Origin of the sequence: Kitasatospora sp. NPDC002965 (assembly GCF_040611255.1) — a bacterium.
Classification (GTDB): Bacteria; Actinomycetota; Actinomycetes; order Streptomycetales; family Streptomycetaceae; genus Kitasatospora.
In genome coordinates, this window is sequence record NZ_JBEXNT010000037.1 from 48,927 (window position 1) to 65,146 (window position 16,220).

The 16,220-nt window shown below is 71.0% G+C and carries 17 protein-coding genes and 1 pseudogene; 5 read left to right on the forward strand and 13 right to left on the reverse strand.

What is annotated here, in order from left to right:
- Window positions 1-15 precede the first annotated feature (15 nt).
- Window positions 16-492: a hypothetical protein gene (locus ABZY91_RS17160; protein WP_355403196.1), complete on the reverse strand. Its 477-nt coding sequence runs from the start codon at window positions 490-492 to the stop codon at window positions 16-18.
- A gap of 150 nt (window positions 493-642) precedes the next feature.
- Complete coding sequence (locus tag ABZY91_RS17165) at window positions 643-1,509, reverse strand: GNAT family N-acetyltransferase (RefSeq protein ID WP_355403198.1); 867 nt, start codon at window positions 1,507-1,509, stop codon at window positions 643-645.
- A gap of 545 nt (window positions 1,510-2,054) precedes the next feature.
- Between ABZY91_RS17165 and ABZY91_RS17170 the strand changes: the two genes are divergently transcribed.
- A complete protein-coding gene (locus ABZY91_RS17170) occupies window positions 2,055-2,342 on the forward strand; it encodes a hypothetical protein (RefSeq protein ID WP_355403200.1) in 288 nt (95 codons plus the stop codon).
- Between the two features lie 214 nt (window positions 2,343-2,556).
- Entirely contained in the window at window positions 2,557-3,366 is an 810-nt protein-coding gene (locus ABZY91_RS17175) for a site-specific integrase (protein ID WP_355403202.1), read from the forward strand.
- A gap of 7 nt (window positions 3,367-3,373) precedes the next feature.
- Here the strand turns inward: ABZY91_RS17175 and ABZY91_RS17180 are convergent, their stop codons facing one another.
- From ABZY91_RS17180 to ABZY91_RS17220, 9 genes are all read right to left on the reverse strand, one after another.
- Complete coding sequence (locus ABZY91_RS17180; protein WP_355403204.1) at window positions 3,374-3,853, reverse strand: hypothetical protein; 480 nt, start codon at window positions 3,851-3,853, stop codon at window positions 3,374-3,376.
- A 248-nt stretch (window positions 3,854-4,101) separates the two neighbouring features.
- A complete protein-coding gene (locus ABZY91_RS17185) occupies window positions 4,102-4,710 on the reverse strand; it encodes a DUF4913 domain-containing protein (RefSeq protein WP_355403206.1) in 609 nt (202 codons plus the stop codon).
- Entirely contained in the window at window positions 4,703-6,439 is a 1,737-nt protein-coding gene (locus ABZY91_RS17190; protein WP_355403208.1) for a TraM recognition domain-containing protein, read from the reverse strand. The genes ABZY91_RS17185 and ABZY91_RS17190 overlap by 8 nt, the downstream gene beginning before the upstream one ends.
- Entirely contained in the window at window positions 6,439-7,845 is a 1,407-nt protein-coding gene (locus tag ABZY91_RS17195) for an ATP-binding protein (protein ID WP_355403210.1), read from the reverse strand. Before ABZY91_RS17195 ends, ABZY91_RS17190 begins: the two co-directional genes overlap by 1 nt.
- A 138-nt stretch (window positions 7,846-7,983) precedes the next feature.
- Window positions 7,984-9,432, reverse strand: a complete 1,449-nt coding sequence (locus ABZY91_RS17200; RefSeq protein ID WP_355403212.1) for an SCO6880 family protein — start codon at window positions 9,430-9,432, stop codon at window positions 7,984-7,986.
- The gene (locus ABZY91_RS17205; RefSeq protein ID WP_355403214.1) at window positions 9,429-10,934 is read right to left on the reverse strand and encodes a hypothetical protein; all 1,506 of its coding nucleotides are present in this window, start codon (window positions 10,932-10,934) and stop codon (window positions 9,429-9,431) included. Before ABZY91_RS17205 ends, ABZY91_RS17200 begins: the two co-directional genes overlap by 4 nt.
- Window positions 10,931-11,770, reverse strand: coding sequence for a hypothetical protein (locus ABZY91_RS17210; RefSeq protein WP_355403216.1), 840 nt, complete (start codon window positions 11,768-11,770; stop codon window positions 10,931-10,933). The genes ABZY91_RS17205 and ABZY91_RS17210 overlap by 4 nt, the downstream gene beginning before the upstream one ends.
- Before the next feature lies 1 nt (window position 11,771).
- A complete protein-coding gene (locus ABZY91_RS17215; protein ID WP_355403218.1) occupies window positions 11,772-12,074 on the reverse strand; it encodes a hypothetical protein in 303 nt (100 codons plus the stop codon).
- Window positions 12,071-12,559, reverse strand: a complete 489-nt coding sequence (locus ABZY91_RS17220; RefSeq protein ID WP_355403220.1) for a hypothetical protein — start codon at window positions 12,557-12,559, stop codon at window positions 12,071-12,073. The genes ABZY91_RS17215 and ABZY91_RS17220 overlap by 4 nt, the downstream gene beginning before the upstream one ends.
- 118 nt (window positions 12,560-12,677) lie before the next feature.
- Here ABZY91_RS17220 and ABZY91_RS17225 point away from each other — a divergent pair, with 118 nt between their 5' ends.
- Genes ABZY91_RS17225 through ABZY91_RS17235 form a run of 3 tightly spaced genes read left to right on the forward strand, consistent with a single transcriptional unit; the run spans window position 12,678 to window position 14,341 of the window.
- Window positions 12,678-13,130, forward strand: coding sequence for a helix-turn-helix transcriptional regulator (locus ABZY91_RS17225; RefSeq protein WP_355403222.1), 453 nt, complete (start codon window positions 12,678-12,680; stop codon window positions 13,128-13,130).
- The gene (locus ABZY91_RS17230) at window positions 13,127-14,161 is read left to right on the forward strand and encodes a bifunctional lytic transglycosylase/C40 family peptidase (RefSeq protein ID WP_355403224.1); all 1,035 of its coding nucleotides are present in this window, start codon (window positions 13,127-13,129) and stop codon (window positions 14,159-14,161) included. Before ABZY91_RS17225 ends, ABZY91_RS17230 begins: the two co-directional genes overlap by 4 nt.
- Window positions 14,162-14,182: 21 nt before the next feature.
- A complete protein-coding gene (locus ABZY91_RS17235) occupies window positions 14,183-14,341 on the forward strand; it encodes a hypothetical protein (RefSeq protein WP_355403226.1) in 159 nt (52 codons plus the stop codon).
- A 55-nt stretch (window positions 14,342-14,396) separates the two neighbouring features.
- Here ABZY91_RS17235 and ABZY91_RS17240 read toward each other — a convergent pair whose 3' ends face one another.
- Window positions 14,397-15,530 (reverse strand): hypothetical protein, encoded by a 1,134-nt coding sequence (locus ABZY91_RS17240; RefSeq protein ID WP_355403228.1) that lies wholly within the window; start codon window positions 15,528-15,530, stop codon window positions 14,397-14,399.
- A gap of 26 nt (window positions 15,531-15,556) precedes the next feature.
- Window positions 15,557-16,220: pseudogene (locus ABZY91_RS17245) on the reverse strand (hypothetical protein); the annotation flags it as partial.

Below are 16,220 nucleotides of genomic sequence, written 5' to 3' on the forward strand. Positions count from 1 at the left end.
AGCGTAACGGCCGGGTCAGCCGAACGGGGTCAGTACGGCACCGACCAGCCGGACCCTGGCGTCCTCGGCGTGCCCTTGGCACAGCAGAATCCCCTCACCGCCCTCGGCGCCGACCACGCGGAAGGTGACAGGCTCAGCGCAGGGCGATTTGAGCCGGTCGTATCCCCACCGCGTCCCGCACCGGGAACACACTGTGCTCCCGCCACTGCTGGACAGGCCAGCCGGACCGCAGGTGGGGCACGTGCCGTGGTGCGCGGCACAGGCACCGCGGGCAGCCCGCGCCCGCGCAACGGCGTCGGCGCTCTCGCGGAGCTCCCCGGCAGCCTGGCGCGCGTAGCCGGCGGCAGTGTCCACCCGGAAGGCGGTGACGCGTTCGCGCTCCGGGACCTGGCGGAGCTTGTCCCGGACCTCGGCCAGCCGCAGCGCGAAGGCCTCGGCCTCGGCTGCGAGAGCGCGCAGGCCAGCCGGGGTTACGTCGTGGTCGTCGTCCATGCCCACCAGGGTCCCACGGTCGGATGGCCCTGATCGGCCCCACCCATCATGTCGCCGAATCGAGGACATTCCTTATCGTGAACACGATAAGGAATGGTCGCCCGAACGCCGCATCCTGTGGGTGTGGCCTCGGGAAGGGTCGGGACCGAGTCAGCTCCGGGCGCGACCACGCGCCTTCTTGTCGCGCTTGCGGTTGCTCTTCGAGGGCTTGGTGGCGCTTCGGGCGCCAGGGACGGAGCCAGGCCAGGGCTGGTCGAAGATGCCCTTGATTGCGGCCTGGCCGGTCGGGTCGATGGTCAGCTGGGTGTCGGGGTGCATAGGGGCGATGCAGGCGCGCAGGTCTCCGGCCATCACTCGGAACGGGACGTACCCCCGCCCCGAGTCGAGGAAGGCGATCGGCCGGTCAATCGGCCACTGCGGGGCCATCCGTTGGTGGAATCCGCCCATCCCGGTGCCCTCGTGCCAGAACCAGATCGCCACGCGCCACTGCCGCGCCCGGTCGTTGTCGGCGTTGAGCAGGGTGTTCAGCAACTCCGCGCCGATGCCCCGGCGCCGGTGGTCTGAGGCCACCGCGATGTCTGAGATCTCCACTACCCGCTCGCGCAGCTGGCGCACCATCGGCTCCGGCAGCTGGGTGATCGCGCGGTGCGACCACCCTCCGGTGGCTCCAGCGTTCACCAGGCCCACCACCGTGCCGCTGGACTTCTCCTCCGCGACCAGCGTCACCAGCACGTTCGCTGTGGCCCGGGTGGCAGCGTTCCCCTTTCGCAGCAGTTCATAGGCGGCATCCGCGCTCATCGGGACGCCGCTGGCGCCGCTGGCGAACTCGGCCGCCATCGCCCTCAGCGCCTCCTCGGTGGGGCCGGTCCCGGCGGGGGCGGTGGCCATCTCCAGCAGGTGCCGGTGGGCTACGAGGCTCTGGGCGTCGTAGCCGGGGTTGGCCTGCTGCATCAGCTCCAGGGCGGTGTCGATGTCGTCGGCTTGCAGGGGGCGGATGCGGTAGAGGGAAGCGTCCATGGCAGAAGGGTAGGGCGAGCGCGCGCCGCTGGCGGGGAGGGTGGAGCTCCGGAGCGCCGGTTGGTTTCGCACTGATCTTGGAGTTCTGGCGCCTGGCAGGTGCATGCTGGGGGTATGGTCAGGCGATCGGCTAGGTGCTGCGATCAGTGCGCCGTCGAGCTGCCGGAGGGCAGCCGGAAGTCGCGGCGGTACTGCTCGGCGGCCTGCCGCACGAGGGCCTGGCGGGCGAAGCGGGAGCGGGAGCTGTGGTGGCGGACGAACGTCGAGTTCGCCTTGGCCGTGCGGGAGGGCCGCCACTACAGGCGCCCGAAGGTCCGCTGCCCGATCTGCCACGGCTGGTGGGTGATCGGGGAGGCTCCGAAGGCCGTTCGGAAGCGCAAAAGACGCCGTGTACTGCTCGCCGCGGTGCCGCACCCGGGCCTATCGGCGGCGTCTGGAGTCGCGTTCAGAAGGCGTCACCCGTTCAACAGGCGTCACCGCGTGACGGCTTCCGGTGACGTGATCGGGGACTTCGCCGGCCGGAGGACCGCGAAGGTGGGGCCGTGATGGCGGACCGGAAAGAGGAGCTTGCCGCTCTCGCTCGGCAGGCCGTTGCCGTCGCGGGTGGCCTGCGGCTGCTGGTGGAGCGGATGGGCGATGCCGGCTGGCGGATGCAGGACTACAGCGAGGAGGGCCTGCTCAACGTCGCCTCCGCCCTGCGGGGCACGGCGGTGCTGATGGCCGTGGACACCGGCAATACCGAGCTGATGAGCGAGCTCACCGGCCGCGCCGTGCACGAGATCGACCCCACAGAGTGGCTGCGGCAGCACGGCCAGGACGACGAGCAGCCGTGACGCGAGCCTCACCTATTCGGTGCGCCACGGCCAGGCCGGCGGCATCGCCGACCCCCACATGCAATTTGGGATAACAGAGAGGGACCTCAGCCATCCTCCTGCCGGCGGGGCCGGGCGCCGCGCGTGCACCTTCCGCTCCCACGTTCGGAAGGCTCACCTGAAGGGGTGGTGGGCGCTCTGTTATCCCAAACTCTCGCCGGTAGGGTCCGGGGGCATGGATCTCGACCCCTACGTCGTGCTGGCCCACTGGCTCGACAACACCCCGCTCGCCGACCGCACCGACGAGGACTACGACACCGAGGTGCGCGACTGGATCGCCTACGCCGGCCGCCACGTCTGGACCGCGCAACCCGCCGACGTAGCCCGCTGGGCCAACCGAGCCCGTGCCGAACGCACCATCGCCCGCCGCGTCTCCTCGGTGCGCGGCTTCTACGCCCACGCCCAGAAGCTCAACCCCGCCCAGCACAACCCCGCGCTCAAGCAGCTGCGGCCCGACGTGACAGCGCTGCCGCCCGGCCGGCCCCCGCTCGACCCACCCACCACCGCGCTGTTCGTCTCCGCCCTCGACCGCTACCGCGGCCCCCAGCCCGAGCGCGCCCGTGCACTCGGCTACCTCATCCTCGGCATCGAGCACCTGCGCGCCCATCAGGCGGTCGCCCTCGACCTCGCCGACCTGGTCCGCGAGCAGCACCGCCACACCGCCCGCGTCGAACTCAAGGGCGGCGGCACCCGCTTCCTCGAAGTCCCCCCGGCCACCGTGCTCGCCGTGAACGACTACCTGCCCCACCGCAAGACCCGCGCCCCCGACTCCACCGACGAAACCGGCCCACTGCTGACCAGCAACAATGGGCGTCGCCTGGACGGCCACACCACCCCCACCACGATCCTGCGCGCCGTCGCCGCCACCCACCCGCTCCTCGCCGAACTCGGCACCGCCATCACCTCCGATGCGCTCGCCGCCACCCCCAGCCCCTGGCCGCTCGCCACCCGCGCCACCCGCGCCACCGAACCCGACACGCCATGACCGGGGTTCACCACACCCGGGCGTCCTCCGGGGCAGCGCCGGCGCCGTGGTGGTAGCGCAGGACGGCCTCGGCGAGTGCGGCCCGGGCCCGGCGCACGGCGATCTCCTCCGCCCGGCCGGCGTCCCGCGCCCACTCGCACGGCCCGGCCGGACCCGCTGCCTCGACCAGATCCGCGTGGAGCTCGCCGAGCGCCTGGTCCCAGCGGCTCAACGCCCGCAGGGCGGCGCGCACCCGCGAGGTGACCGCCATCGCCCGGTCGGCATCCGCCCGGACGGTGGTCTCGATGCGCCGCAGCTCGCGGTCGTCCACGCCGGCGATGAGCTCACGCCAGGCGCCGACGCGGGCGTTGAACTCGGCCACCAGGACGCGCTGCTGGACGACCGTGCTGACCGGCACGTCGGTCGGCACCCACGGTGGAGTGCGCGCCTGGGTGGGCATCGAGCCCTTCGCCAGCGTGCCGGTCAGGTTCAGGCGGCGGCGGCTCACCGCTCCCCCGCGGCGGTCGTCCGCCGGCCGGACACGGCGAAGGGCTCGGGATCACACCGGAGAGGAAGCACGTACGGCCCAACGAGTGAGCGCACCGCCCGGGCACGGGCCCCGGCGGAGGGCGCCCTCTCCGGCCGGCCCGCCCGGGGGACTCGGAAATTCAGAGTCCCCCGGCACGCGTCCGCACATGAGGGTGCCCCTGACCGCGGGCGGTTCGCAGTTCAGGGGCACCGTCATGTGCGGACGCGTCAGGCCGGTTCGTCCGTGTACCAGACGCTGGGCACCCGGCTGCCCAGCCGGTGAGCGATCGCGTGCTCGCCCTTGGTGCAGCCCTGGAATGTGCCCGACGACTTCCGCAGCTCGTTCATGGCCGGCAGGTAGTGGTCACGGTGCCAGACCGACGGGCCCGTGTAGCCGCAGCTGGCCGGGTCCGTGCACTCCTGCCAGGCCAGCCACAGGGCGTGCAGGAAGGCGATGGCGTCCAGGTGCTCCAGCCACCGGTGGCACCAGCGGGCATCGGCGGACGGCTCGCCAAGGTAGGCCGGGACCAGCACGCCTTCGACCCACTCGGCCAGCGCGCGCCGCTCGGCCTCGTACATCTCCCCTTCGAGCAGCAGGATGAACGGCGGGAACTGCCACGCGTCCTCCTCGTCGGCCGGCTCGTTGTCGGCTTCCTCGGGTGCCTCCTCCTCCTCCTCCTCCTCGTCCTCGTCGGTGCCGGCGGCGCCGGCGGCCACCTCTTCCCGCAGGGCCTTGATCTCCGCCCGCATCGCCGCCAACTCGGCCTTGAGGTCGGCCACGTCCTCCTCGACGGCTGCCGGCAGCGTCCCGTCACCGGGGGTCGAGCTATCAGCCACGTCGGGCCGCCACGCGCTCCTCGTAGGCGGTGACCGCCCGCTTGGTGATCGCTGCCTCCTCGGCCGCCATCTCCCCGCCGATGTGCGACATGCTCTTCTCCTCGTACCAGGGCCGAAGAGCGATCTGGGCGACCGGCATCCCGGTGGACAGCAGCAGGGCGGTGCCCCGGCGCATCGCACGAACCTCCGCGGGTTCCAGGATCTGCTCGCGCTGCTCGCTCACGGAGGTCGAACCGCCGTCCTTGCTCTTGGTGTAGGAGCCGCGGTAGAAGTCGTGGCTGCCGACCAGGCTGGCGACATCGGCGCAGAACTTCGGGTCATCCAGACCGACACCGATGATCTTCTTGGTGCTGGCTCCCCACATCGCGTCCATGCCCACCTCCCCCCACGCTTTGACTCCCTGGCGGTAGCTCTGGAGGATCACCAGCGGCGTGATGCCCCGGGACCCAAGGTGGGAGTACAGGTCGGGGAGGTCGGCGATCCGGCAGATGTTGGCCGCCTCGTCCAGGATCGCGCGCATCGGCTCCGGCAGTCGGCCGCCGTGCCGCTCGCCGGCCTCGGAGCCCGCGGTGAAGACCGCGTCGGCGAGAGCGGCGACTACCGCAGATGCGGCGCCGCCCTTCTTGCTCAGCAGGTACAGGGTGTCCTTGCTGGTGGCGAACTCCTCGGGCCGGAACTGGTCTCGGTGCTTGTCGGGCGTCACCCACGCGAGGACCTTCTCGTCGCGCAGCGACGACAGGGCGGTACGGGCGTTCTGGTACAGCCCGCTCTGGGTCTCCTCGGCGATGTTGATGGAGGCCTCGACCTGCTCGGCCAGCACTCCCTCGTGCTGGTGGAGAATCCGCAGCGGGGCCTTCTCGTTGGGGTCGGCCACCCACTTGAGGACGTCGCGGATCTCGGCGCCGTCCCACCAGGCAGCGCGGAAGTAGCCGACCAGGATGTCGGAGGCGCCCTGACTCCAGAACGGGTCTGCGGCGTCGGAGGTGATCTGGTTGATGAAGTGGCTGGCGAGACGCTCGGCTCGGTCGATGGTCTCGGCCTCGGCGATGATGTCCCACCACCAGGTCCGTTCGATCTGCGCGACGCCCTGGGTGTCCAGTCCCCAGGACCGGCCGATCCGGCTGCGGGCGGCCACCGTGGCGGCGTACACGTCGGGCTTGTTCGAGGTCATCAGCAGCGCGGCCGGCGCCTCCTCGGCCACCGGGATCGCCACCGCGCTGGACTTGCCGGCGCGGGGGGCCATAAGTGCGAGGTAGGTGTCCTCGTCCGACCCGCGCAACTCCACCTTGGTCGGCATGTGGTTGCCGAGCAGCACGCCGCGGTCGGCGGCCTTGAGCGTCTTGGGCTTGACGCTCTTGAGGGAGGCGCGAAGGCGGGTGGCGGTCCGGGCGGCCTTCTTGGGGGTGAGGTCGCGCACCTGGTGCAGGGTCGCCAGGTGCGAGGCGTTGCGGAACCACCTCATGCCGAGCCACAGGCCCCACACGATCGCGGCGACGACGGCCACGTCGAAGAGGCAGGCGCCGACCCCGCTGGCGACCGGCGAGTCCCGCCACACCGAGTTCCAGTCCTGGGCCATGTGGAAGAGCGTCAGCAGGTTGGGCGGGGCAACCGGGCTGCCGGTCACGGCAGCGCCGGCTGCCGCTCCTGCCCAGGTGGAGGCGGAGAGCACCACGGCGCCGCCGAACAGGGTGCCGCCTGCCGCCCATGCGCGGTCGTTGTCGGTCATCATCAGCTGTCGCCCCCCGGCTGTTCGTTGTTGTCGGTTCGGTAGAGCCGTGCCTCGGACGGGGTGAGTTCGGTCGCCGCGGCGATGCCGGGCCGCGTGCCGATCTTGATCAGGTACTTTCCGCGGCCGGGGTGCACCTGGTCGCTGGTGTCCAGGCCGGTGGACGTGGCGCTGGACCAGGACTCGATCATCATGCGTTCCTGCTCGGTGAGCGCGCGCTTGCCGGTGACCCGGTTCAGCTCCTCGGCGGTGGAGGCGCCGATCACCCAGGTGTCGCAGCGGTCCATCAATCCGCGGGCCTTGGCCCGGTCTTCCTCGGTGGGCAGCGACTCGGCGTCGAGCAGCGAGTGCGTGACGTAGATCGTCACGTCGTCCGTGGTGCGGTTCAGTCGGCTGATCGAGTCCATGGAGTCCACCAGGCCGGGGCCCGACCTGAGCGCGCGCCACATCTCGTCCATCGGCAGCACGAGCTTGCGGTCGAGCAGGCCGATGCTGCGGGCACTGTCGATGCTGGAGTAGGCGTACGCCCAGGTGGCGATCATGCCGGCGCTCACCACGGCGTTGCCGCGCGCCCGCAGGCTGGAGATGTCCACGGAGACCGCTTGGGAGTTCAGGTCCAACGCCTTCGTCGTCGGGCCGTCAAACATGCCGCGCAGCGGGCCGCCGGTCAGGTTGTCGAGACCGGCGATGACGGAGCGGGTGAGCTCCATGTACGCGTCGCCACCGGCGACCGCCAGCTTGCTCAGCAGGGGCTCGGGGGCCTGGCGGAGCACGGCGATCACGTCGGGAATGATCGGGTCGTCGTGGGGCGAGGAGTCGTCAGCCAGCTGCACCGCGAGGTTGAGCGCCGAACGCTCGATCTCGTTCGGGGCCCGGCCGAGCCCGTTCTTCGTAGACAGCAGGGCGCCCAGCGTCTCCAGCCGGCGCCCGTTGAGCACGTCCAGCAGAGCAGTGCGCCGATCGCCGGACAGGGTCGAGAGGTGACTCTTGAGCGGGCCGGAGTCCAGAGGGTTGATCCGGCCGATGCCGTCGCCGATGCGCACCACGCTGCCGCCGAGCTCGCTGATCAGCGTGCTGTACTCGCCCTTGACGTCCGCGGGCACGCAGACCATGTAGCCGTAGGCGCAGTAGACCAGGCAGATCCGCTTGACCAGGGCGGACTTCCCCGCGCCCGGCTGCGACATGACCCAGACACCGGGGTTGGTGGTGAGCTTGCCGGTCCAGCCGGACGGGTCGATGCACACCAGCTCGCCCGTGAGCACGTCCCGGCCGACCGGGACGCCGCGCGCCGGCAGGCCGCTGCCGAGCAGGAACGGGTACAGGCCGCCGGCCTGCGTGCTGGGGCCGGTGTAGACGGTGCCGGCGTCCTCAACAATGGCCCGGCCGCCGAAGCGCCCCGACCAACCCATGCGGCCGGCGTACGCCCGCCGTCGCCGCTTGTCCTCCTCGCGCTGGCCGCGCTCCGGCTGCCCCGACCCTGTCGGGTCCAGCCGCCGCGGCGTTGTCACTACGGTCTTGCCTGCCACCTTCGAGCCCCCCTTTCCCTCTTACTTCACGAGCGGGTTGTAGCCGATCGGCAGGCCTGCGGCGAAGACCGCGGCCTGCGCGCCGTATGCGGGGCGCATCCGGATTCCGCGGGTTGCCTTGATGGCGCGCGCGAGGTCTTGCCGCGCGGCGGGCAGCTCAGCAGCACTGCGGGCGGTCGTGGTCACCAGCAGGGTCCAGTCCACGACCTGGGCGCCGCTGGCGGCCTGGGCTGCGGCCTGCTCCGCCCGCTGGAAGTCGGCCTTCTGGCTGTAGCGGGCCCGGCCCTTGGTCTCGGCCGTCGTGTCCGCGCGGTTCTGGGCGGCGGAGATCTCGCGCTCCAGGACCTGTTCGCCCTCGTGCGGGTCGAGCACCCGGTAGGCGAGGGTGACTCGGCGCTGGAACCGCCCGGGCGACATCAGTGGCAGCAGGACGCTGTACGGGATGGGCCGGCGCGGCATCTCCCGCAGCACCATCGACACCGAAACCGCGCCGTCGTGGGCGTACGTCTCCCAGTCGTCGTCCGCCGCAACGGGTCCGCACTCCCCCCACTGGAGCTCTTCGAACTCCTCGTCCCGGGCGTGGAAGGAATCGGGGTCGTAGGCGCTGCGGACAATGCGGCGCAGGTCGGTTGCTGTGGTGCGCCGGTAGATGTCGGTGCCGGTACCGGTCAGGTCGAGGCCGTCCACCACGCGCAGAGCCTCGGCGACCTTCTCCGCCAGGTCCTTGGGCGGGGTGGCCGTCGCCATGGGGTCCACGATGACGCTCATCCACGGCGCGACCGACGCCGTTGCCCGCGGCGTGGTGCGCACGAGCTCGTCGATCGTGTCGAGTGCGAGCTTCGGGGCGTCGGAGCGGCGGCGCCTCTTGACGTCGTCGCCCAGGGCCTCTCCGGCGCCGGGGGTGATCTGGATGGTGACGCTGGCGCCCTTGATCTGCTCGTCCGTGCTCATCGCGTCGAGGACGGCGCTCCAGGTGCGGATGTTGCCGCGCACGGCGCCGGTCGGTGCCATGAGGCTGCCGCCGGGGGCGAGCAGGGTGGAGACCGTCATCCAGTCGGTTGAGCGGTTGTGCACGACGCCCACCGTCCTGCCGGTGGTGGGGTCGTGGGCCTGGATCAGGGAGGAGGAAGCGCCGACGCCGGGCAGGTCCAGCGCGAAGGGCTGGGGCAGCAGGATCTGGCGGTAGGAGGTGGCGTCCGCCCGGGAGGCTCGTTTCCAGGCGGTCCGGGCCCAGTAGTAGGACAGGGCGGACATGCCGTGGCGGCGTGCGGCGGCGAGGCCGGCGAGCGCGGCGGTGACCGGCAGGGTGATGAGCAGGGTTGCGTGCTGGGCGGTGCCCAGGATGCCGTCGAAGGTGAGCGCCAGCGCGACCACGATCGTGGTGTTGCGGGACATCCCGCCGAGCCCGAAGGATCGGCGGGACCTGAATCCGTCCACCCTCAGCCCGGTCGGGACTTCGTGTGTGCTCACTTGTCGCCACCGCCCATCTGGTTCGCGCCGCTCTGGACGGCGCTGTTGACTCCGTCGAGGACGGCGATCCCCAGCCCGACGGGACCCGCCGATGCGGTTCCGGCGGTCGCCGCAGTGCTTGCTCCGGCCCCCGCACTCGCGCCGGCTCCCGCGCTTGCTCCTGCGGCGGCTTGGGCTCCGCCGGGGGCGGCTCCCGCGGTGGCGCCGACGGCGGCGTCGGCGGGGGCTGATCCTTGGGCCGGTACCTGGGCTGCTTGGGTCCGGGAGGACTGGGCAAGCGCGTCGCTGCCTGCGGCGCCGTCCTGGCCACTGGCACCGCTACCGCCATCGCCCTGCTTCGACATGGTCTGTTCAACGTGCTTGGCGTGCTCGACGGCACTGGTCGGGGCGTCACCTTCTCCGCCACCGCCACCGCCACCGCCACCGGAGCCCAGGTACTTCGCGCCGACGCCGGCCACCGCGCCGATGGCGCCGCCGACCGCCATGCCACTGCCCATCTCGGCGCCCAGCGGCGCGAAGATCTTGGTGAGCGGGGCGGGGGCCAGGATGCCGAGCAGCAGCGTGGCGATGCCGCGCAGCCACTCCGCGAGGGTCGTCGCGTTCCCGAACTCCGAGAAGCCCGCACAGATGATGATGGCCAGGACGGGCTTGTAGATGATGATGACGAAGATGCTGGTCATCAAGCGCGGGGCCCACTGCCGGGTGGTGTCGCCGCCGACCCGGCCGGCCCCGGCGATCGGCAGCAGCAAGCACTGGATCGGGATGGCACTCTGCCGCAGGAAGACCAGCGCCATCTGGATGGCTCCGACCAGCACCAGGACGAGGAGCCCGGAGAGGACGATCGCGGGGTTGGCGATCGAGGCGGGCACCAGCACGGCCACGATGCGGTCGTAGGCGGCTCCGTTGCTGCCGAAGACGGTGTTGACCATGCCGTTGGTCACCTCGTCCCCGACCGTGAGGAGCATCGCCACGAGCGAGACGCCGACCGTGGACAGCACCATGTTCTGCGCCCACCCTGAGGCGGCCCGCCCCAGGTACTTGGCTTCGCCGGTCACGGCCATCTTGCCGACTTGCCACATGAAGGCGGCGGCAGCGATGAGTAGGCCGAGCCAGACCAGCATCCCGGCGAGTGTGGCGTTCTCGCCGAAAAGGCCGGTGGCCTTGAGGTCGAGTGACGGGCCCTGCAGCGCCAGGGTGAGCGTGGTCTTGATCATCCCCTTGGCGAGGTCCTCGCCGCTCTTAAGCAGGTCGCCGATCAGGGAGTCCCAGACGTCCTTGTACTCCTTCTTGATCTGCGTCTCGGCGACGTTGCCGACCGTCTTGCAGATCCCATCGACGCCCAGAACTCCGATGACGCTGCCCAGGGTCACGTCGCACAGCCCGCGGATGCCGCTGCCGATGGTGCCGGCGGCGGCTGGCTGTGCGGCGACCGTCTGCTGCACCGTGATCCCGCCGAACAGTGCGGCGAAGGTCAGCAGCAGGGCGACCAGCCGGCGCTTCATGACGCCTGCCTGATCGCGGTCCAGCCGGCATCGTTGAACGCCACGTCGCCGGGCGACGCGATCGCCGGCTGCTGCTGACCCTGGGTCTGTGCCACTGCGTGGGCGGAGGCCTTCGTGCTCAGCTTCCAGTCCGTGTCCTGCCACGAGGCGCCCAGCACGGAGACGACGTAGCTGTCCTTCAACGGCGCGGTCTCCCCCGCCTTCTGGCTGACCTTGGTCAGCAGGTAGGCGGTCACCTCGCTCGGAGAGGATTCGATGATGCGGAAGCCGACCACGTTGGCGCGCACGAACGCGCCGGACGGCAGCGGGCCGGACGCGGGCAGCCCGAGGTCGGATCGGCTGTTGGCGTCGGTCTTCGCGGCGCTCGCCTTGATCTTCTCGGCGTTCGCCGGACTCTGGTCGGCGGCGGCGAGGTAGTTGTTGTAGATGGCCATCTGCTGGTCCACCATGCCGTGGGACCCCTGCATGTTGGTCGTGCTCGCGGCTACCAGCAGCGCCACTGCGCCGTCCGTGGTGTCCGGCCACCCGGTCTGGGTGCCGTCGGCCCCGTTCTTGGTGCCGCGCGGCAGAGCCAGCCACCGAAGCGGCTCCGTCCAGGACCCCGGCGCGGTGTAGGACGGCGCGGCCTGCGGTGTGGACGTGCCCGGCGAGAACGTGCCCGGCGACGCCGGCGACGCGCTCTCGCTCTGGCTCGCCGAAGGGTTGTTGTGGTCGTCGTTGCCCGTCAGGGCCGAGTACGCGGTCAGCGTCGCCACCGCGGCCAGCGCGATCCCGGCGCCCCATACCAAGCCTCGGTTGAGGCCGCTCCCCCTGGTCCTGCTCCCCCTGTTGCGCATGTCAGCCTGCAATTCCGTTGAGGATGGCGATCAGCGATCCGGACAGGAGGATCGCGGCGACGCCCGACCCGATCCACTTGAACGGCTCGGAGCCGCCGCCGTGCCTGCTCTTGTCGCTCATGACGAGCTTGTAGATCCCGTAGCCGACGCCCGCCACCCCGGCCAGCACGATCAGGTACAGGCCGTACCCCATAAGTGTGCCGACGGGGCCGTCGAGACCGGGGATCTTCGTGGGCTTGGCGGCGGGGATCAGGCCGGGCTTCGGCGGGTCCTCGGCGAGCAGGTTGGTGGGCCAGTTGCTCATTTCGTCTTTCCTTCCATCTGGCGGCACAGCTTGGCTGCTGCGCGCACCACTTCGGCGTACGTGAGTGCGGCTTCGGGGCTCTCGACCGCGCGGAGCACCGGCAGGTACGGCACGCGGGCGATCCCTGCCAGGCGGGCGCCCAGCGCGCGTGTCCGATAGCGGGCCGCCGGCGGCGGCGGGGCGGGCACGTCTGCCACCAGCACCAGCCACGGCCGCGGGACTCCCGGCGGCCACTCCATGAGCATCCGCTCGACGGCGATCGTGGCGAAGACGGTGGTCGGTGCGACCATGACCGGCTGGGCTCCGTAGGGCACTGGTTCCCCGGGCCCCAGGACTCGGGCCCGCTGGCCGTTGCCGTGCACACCATCGAGCATCGCCGCGACGGTGGCCGCGGCGATGTCGTACCCATGCACGGGTACCAGCCCGTATCGCAGCAGCGGCCCGGACAGCTGCACGGGCGCCTCAGAGACCTGATGGATCGTCATATCGCAACATCCCCCCCTACACCTGCGTTGGATGAAACGTCCTGTGCTGCTGGGACTACAGAGACTAACGTGACTGCGCGACAACCTTGGGTAGCATTTTTTGCATTCGGAGGACGGCGTGTCCCGGTTCAACGCTGCACGAGCAGCCGCCTTGCGCATCAACTCCGGTGTGTGCATTGAGGATTTGGCGCTCCTGGCCGGGGTGAGCCCCAACACGATCCGCCACGCCCTGGGCGGCAAACACGATCCTCGACCTCGGGTTGCCGCAGCGATCGCCCGGGCCCTCGGGGTCCCAATTTCTGAACTCGCCCTGACAAAGGGCCCGTTGACTCTGCGTGATGTCAGGCATCGACTCGGGCTGAGTCAGCTCGGCATGGCCCTGCGGGTCGGTGTCTGCCGACAGATGGTGTCCCGGGTCGAGCGGGGCGTCAGCAACGTCAATACACCCGAAAGGTGGGCTCAAGCCTACGAACTGTCACTCGATGGGTGGTTACGGGCTTATCGGACTTCTAGGGCATCTGCACTCAAACGAATTGCAAGTCAGATGAAAGACACAACGGGGGGCAAATGAAGAAAGTCCTGGTGGCCGCCTGCGCCGCCGTACTCGGAGTGATAGTCCTCGTCTCGGTCTGCCTGATGGCTGTTGTCTCCGGCCAGCAGAGCGCCACCGCGGCGGGCGTCGCCACCTCGCTGACCGGGGTGCCGGACGCGTACAAGCCGTGGATCACCAAGGCGTCGCAGGCCTGCAAGTTCCCTGCACTGACCCCGGCACTGCTCGCCGCCCAGCTCCACCAGGAGTCCGGGTTCAACGCCAACGTCACGAGCCCGGCCGGCGCGCAGGGGGCCGCGCAGTTCATGCCGGGCACCTGGGCGACCTGGGGGCGCGACGACGACGGCGACGGCAACGTATCGCCGTTCAACATCGGCGACGCCGTGATGTCGCAGGGGAGGTTCATGTGCAGCCTGCTGGGTGAGGCCCAGTCCTCGGGCATCGCGGGCGACATCCAAGCTCTGGCGCTGGCCGGGTACAACGCCGGCTGGAATGCGGTCACCACCGCGCACGGCATCCCGCCCTACCCCGAGACGCAGAACTACGTCTCGACCATCCTGGCCGCGATGCCGCAGTACCAGGGCGGGACGACTGCCGGCACGACCGTCACCGGCACCGGAACGGGCGCCGATGCTGTCCGCCGTGCCATGACCCAGCTCGGCGTCCCGTACTCCTACGGCGGTGGCAGCCCGGGCGGCCCGTCCACCGGCTTCTGCGACAGCGTCGGCGGTGTGCTCAACGGCGTCTGCCTGGCGACCAGCACTGTGGGCTGGGACTGCTCCAGCCTGGTGCAGTACGGCTACTGGCCCAGCCGGCATCTGCCGCGCACGGCCGCCGAGCAGTACGCCGCGACGTCCGACCATCCTGTCGCCCAAGCCGACCTCCAGGTCGGCGACCTGTTGTTCTGGAGCAACTCCACCGGCATCCACCACGTCGCGCTCTACGCCGGCAACGGGCAGATCCTGGAAGCTCCAAAGACGGGGCAGCAGGTCAAGATCTCGGCACTCAGTTCGAAGTCGGCATCGGAGTACTACGGCGCCACCCGGCCGTAGCAACACCTGGAGGCAGCACCTGTGACCGTTCCCGATGTCTGGCCCGAGCCCGCCCTCGGCGATCGCTGCTGGCTGATCCCGCCTACCGTCCTACGGGACTCCCACCGGGACGTGAACCCGGACCGGCTTGCCAACAATGCCGCGCGCAAGCGGCTGTCCGAACTGCTTCCGGACCACTAGGGAAAACGCGGTGGCCCCCGCTGCTCGACAGAGCAACGGGGGCCACCGTCGGGAGTTACGTACGCTTGCGCGCGGCCGTCGAAGCAGCGGCCGGGGCCCGGTGCGGAGCAACCGCCGGAGTCGCCGGCGCCGGCCCCTTCGTGGCCGCCTTAGTAGGGCCCATGGTCACCGACCCCGCCCGCGCGGCGGCGGTGACCACGGTGGCCGCCGCGACCTCGTCCCCGCTCGGCTTGTGCAGCGCCTCGCTGGTGGCCCGCATGAGCCGCGAGGTGATCTCCGAGGACGGCCCGTCCGCCCACTTCTGATCGCGCATCAGCCGCACCAGGTGATCGGCCGGCTTGCGCCCCTCGTCCTCCATCTTCGCCATTCGGGCCGCCAGCAGCGGCCACTGGCGCGCGCCGATCAGCAGCGACGCCTCCCGTTCCTTGCCGGGCAGCGCCTCTTGCAGCATCCGCACGAAGCGGGCGTTCTCGCTCTGCGCGACGCCGAGCTGGGCCAGCGCCCGCGTACGGTCCGACAGGTCCAGATTCTTCGGCACGTCCAGCCCGACAGTCAGCGGTCCCCACGCGTTCCTCGCGTCCCGGCTCGGCGGCACGACCGGGGCCTTGCCCGCCTCCATCACCCGGGCGACGGCCTGATCGACTCCGGCTCCCTCGTTGTGGGCGTGGACCAGGATCTGGCGCACGTCCACCCCCCGCTCCTGGAGCTCGCGCATCGTCCGGGCGATGTCCGGCCACGCCGGGGAGGACAGGATCGCCTCGCGCACCGGACCGGCCGGCATCGTCTCGCGCAGCAGCCCCGCCCACTCCTCCGTCCCCTCCTTTGCGATCTTCTCGGCGTTCGCCGCGACGGCGTCGCGGACAGTCACAGCGATCTCGCTGACCCGCGGCAGAAACTCCGACAGGTCAACCCCCGACCGCTTCAACGCAACGAGCTGCTGAGCCATGGCCGGCCAGTCGGCGCCCGACATCAGCGCCGTGGCGATGTCCGGCGCGACCAGTCCCTTGAGCTCTCCCGCCGCCTCGGCCACCGCCACGTCGGCCAGCGGCGGAGTGTCCTCCTTCTTGCCCGCCCGCTTCTCCGCGTCACGGCGCACCGCATCGGCGATCATCAGGATCAGGCGGACCGCCATGGTGGCGGATTGCGCTGCCTCGCTGGCAGCTTCGGCGAACGGCTCAGGCTGGTTCATCGGTGTGGACAATCTGCTTCCCCTCGTCAGCGGGCCCGCCTCGGGCCCTTCGGCCGATCTGCGTCGGGCGGCTGCTTCTTCCCTGCCACCGGACCCTTCCCCCGGGCCGGCGCCGTGCCGCCGCCGGTCGCCTTCGTCGGCGGCGTCTTGGCCGATGTGCTCGGCACCGGGGCGCGCGTGCGGGCCCAACCGTCCAGACGCCATGTAAGCACTTCGGCGACCGAATCCGCAGAGGTTAGTTCGCGTTGCCCCGCGACGGCTTCGAGTACCTGCACCGGGTCGTCGCCGCTCTCCTCGGCGTGGACCAGTCGGTCGCGCAGTGCCGGCCACGCCGGATCGGCGAGCACTGCGGATGCGTGTACGGGGATCGCCTGCTGAACGACCGCGGCCATCAGCCGGGCGCCATCGCGGCCGGCGGTTCCGGGTGTCGCCGAACGCGCGCCCGCTGCCGAGCGCGGACCGGCTTCGCGGGCCGGTGCGGAGCGTCGGGCGTGGGGGCGGAATCCGCGCGCGGCCACCGCCCCGGCGCTCACCTCCACCGCTTCCCGCAGTAGCCGGCCCGCCCGCCCGGCGGCCTGCGCCTGCGACCGGTACTCCTGCGCTTCGTGCCAGCGCTGAGCTGCCATGACCGCGGCGACCAGCGCCACCAGAAACCCGAGGACGGCCGCTACGTCGTTGCGGCCGGCCGCG

What these genes read in the sequence shown, in the direction of transcription:
- ABZY91_RS17230 (WP_355403224.1), top strand. Translation starts at nt 13,127, where the DNA reads ATGAAGAAAGTCCTGGTGGCCGCCTGCGCCGCCGTACTCGGAGTGATA.
- ABZY91_RS17170 (WP_355403200.1), top strand. Translation starts at nt 2,055, where the DNA reads ATGGCGGACCGGAAAGAGGAGCTTGCCGCTCTCGCTCGGCAGGCCGTT.
- ABZY91_RS17205 (WP_355403214.1), bottom strand. Translation starts at nt 10,934, where the DNA reads ATGAAGCGCCGGCTGGTCGCCCTGCTGCTGACCTTCGCCGCACTGTTC.
- ABZY91_RS17190 (WP_355403208.1), bottom strand. Translation starts at nt 6,439, where the DNA reads ATGATGACCGACAACGACCGCGCATGGGCGGCAGGCGGCACCCTGTTC.
- ABZY91_RS17240 (WP_355403228.1), bottom strand. Translation starts at nt 15,530, where the DNA reads ATGAACCAGCCTGAGCCGTTCGCCGAAGCTGCCAGCGAGGCAGCGCAA.
- ABZY91_RS17195 (WP_355403210.1), bottom strand. Translation starts at nt 7,845, where the DNA reads ATGGGTTGGTCGGGGCGCTTCGGCGGCCGGGCCATTGTTGAGGACGCC.
- ABZY91_RS17160 (WP_355403196.1), bottom strand. Translation starts at nt 492, where the DNA reads ATGGACGACGACCACGACGTAACCCCGGCTGGCCTGCGCGCTCTCGCA.
- ABZY91_RS17165 (WP_355403198.1), bottom strand. Translation starts at nt 1,509, where the DNA reads ATGGACGCTTCCCTCTACCGCATCCGCCCCCTGCAAGCCGACGACATC.
- ABZY91_RS17210 (WP_355403216.1), bottom strand. Translation starts at nt 11,770, where the DNA reads ATGCGCAACAGGGGGAGCAGGACCAGGGGGAGCGGCCTCAACCGAGGC.
- ABZY91_RS17175 (WP_355403202.1), top strand. Translation starts at nt 2,557, where the DNA reads ATGGATCTCGACCCCTACGTCGTGCTGGCCCACTGGCTCGACAACACC.
- ABZY91_RS17220 (WP_355403220.1), bottom strand. Translation starts at nt 12,559, where the DNA reads ATGACGATCCATCAGGTCTCTGAGGCGCCCGTGCAGCTGTCCGGGCCG.
- ABZY91_RS17215 (WP_355403218.1), bottom strand. Translation starts at nt 12,074, where the DNA reads ATGAGCAACTGGCCCACCAACCTGCTCGCCGAGGACCCGCCGAAGCCC.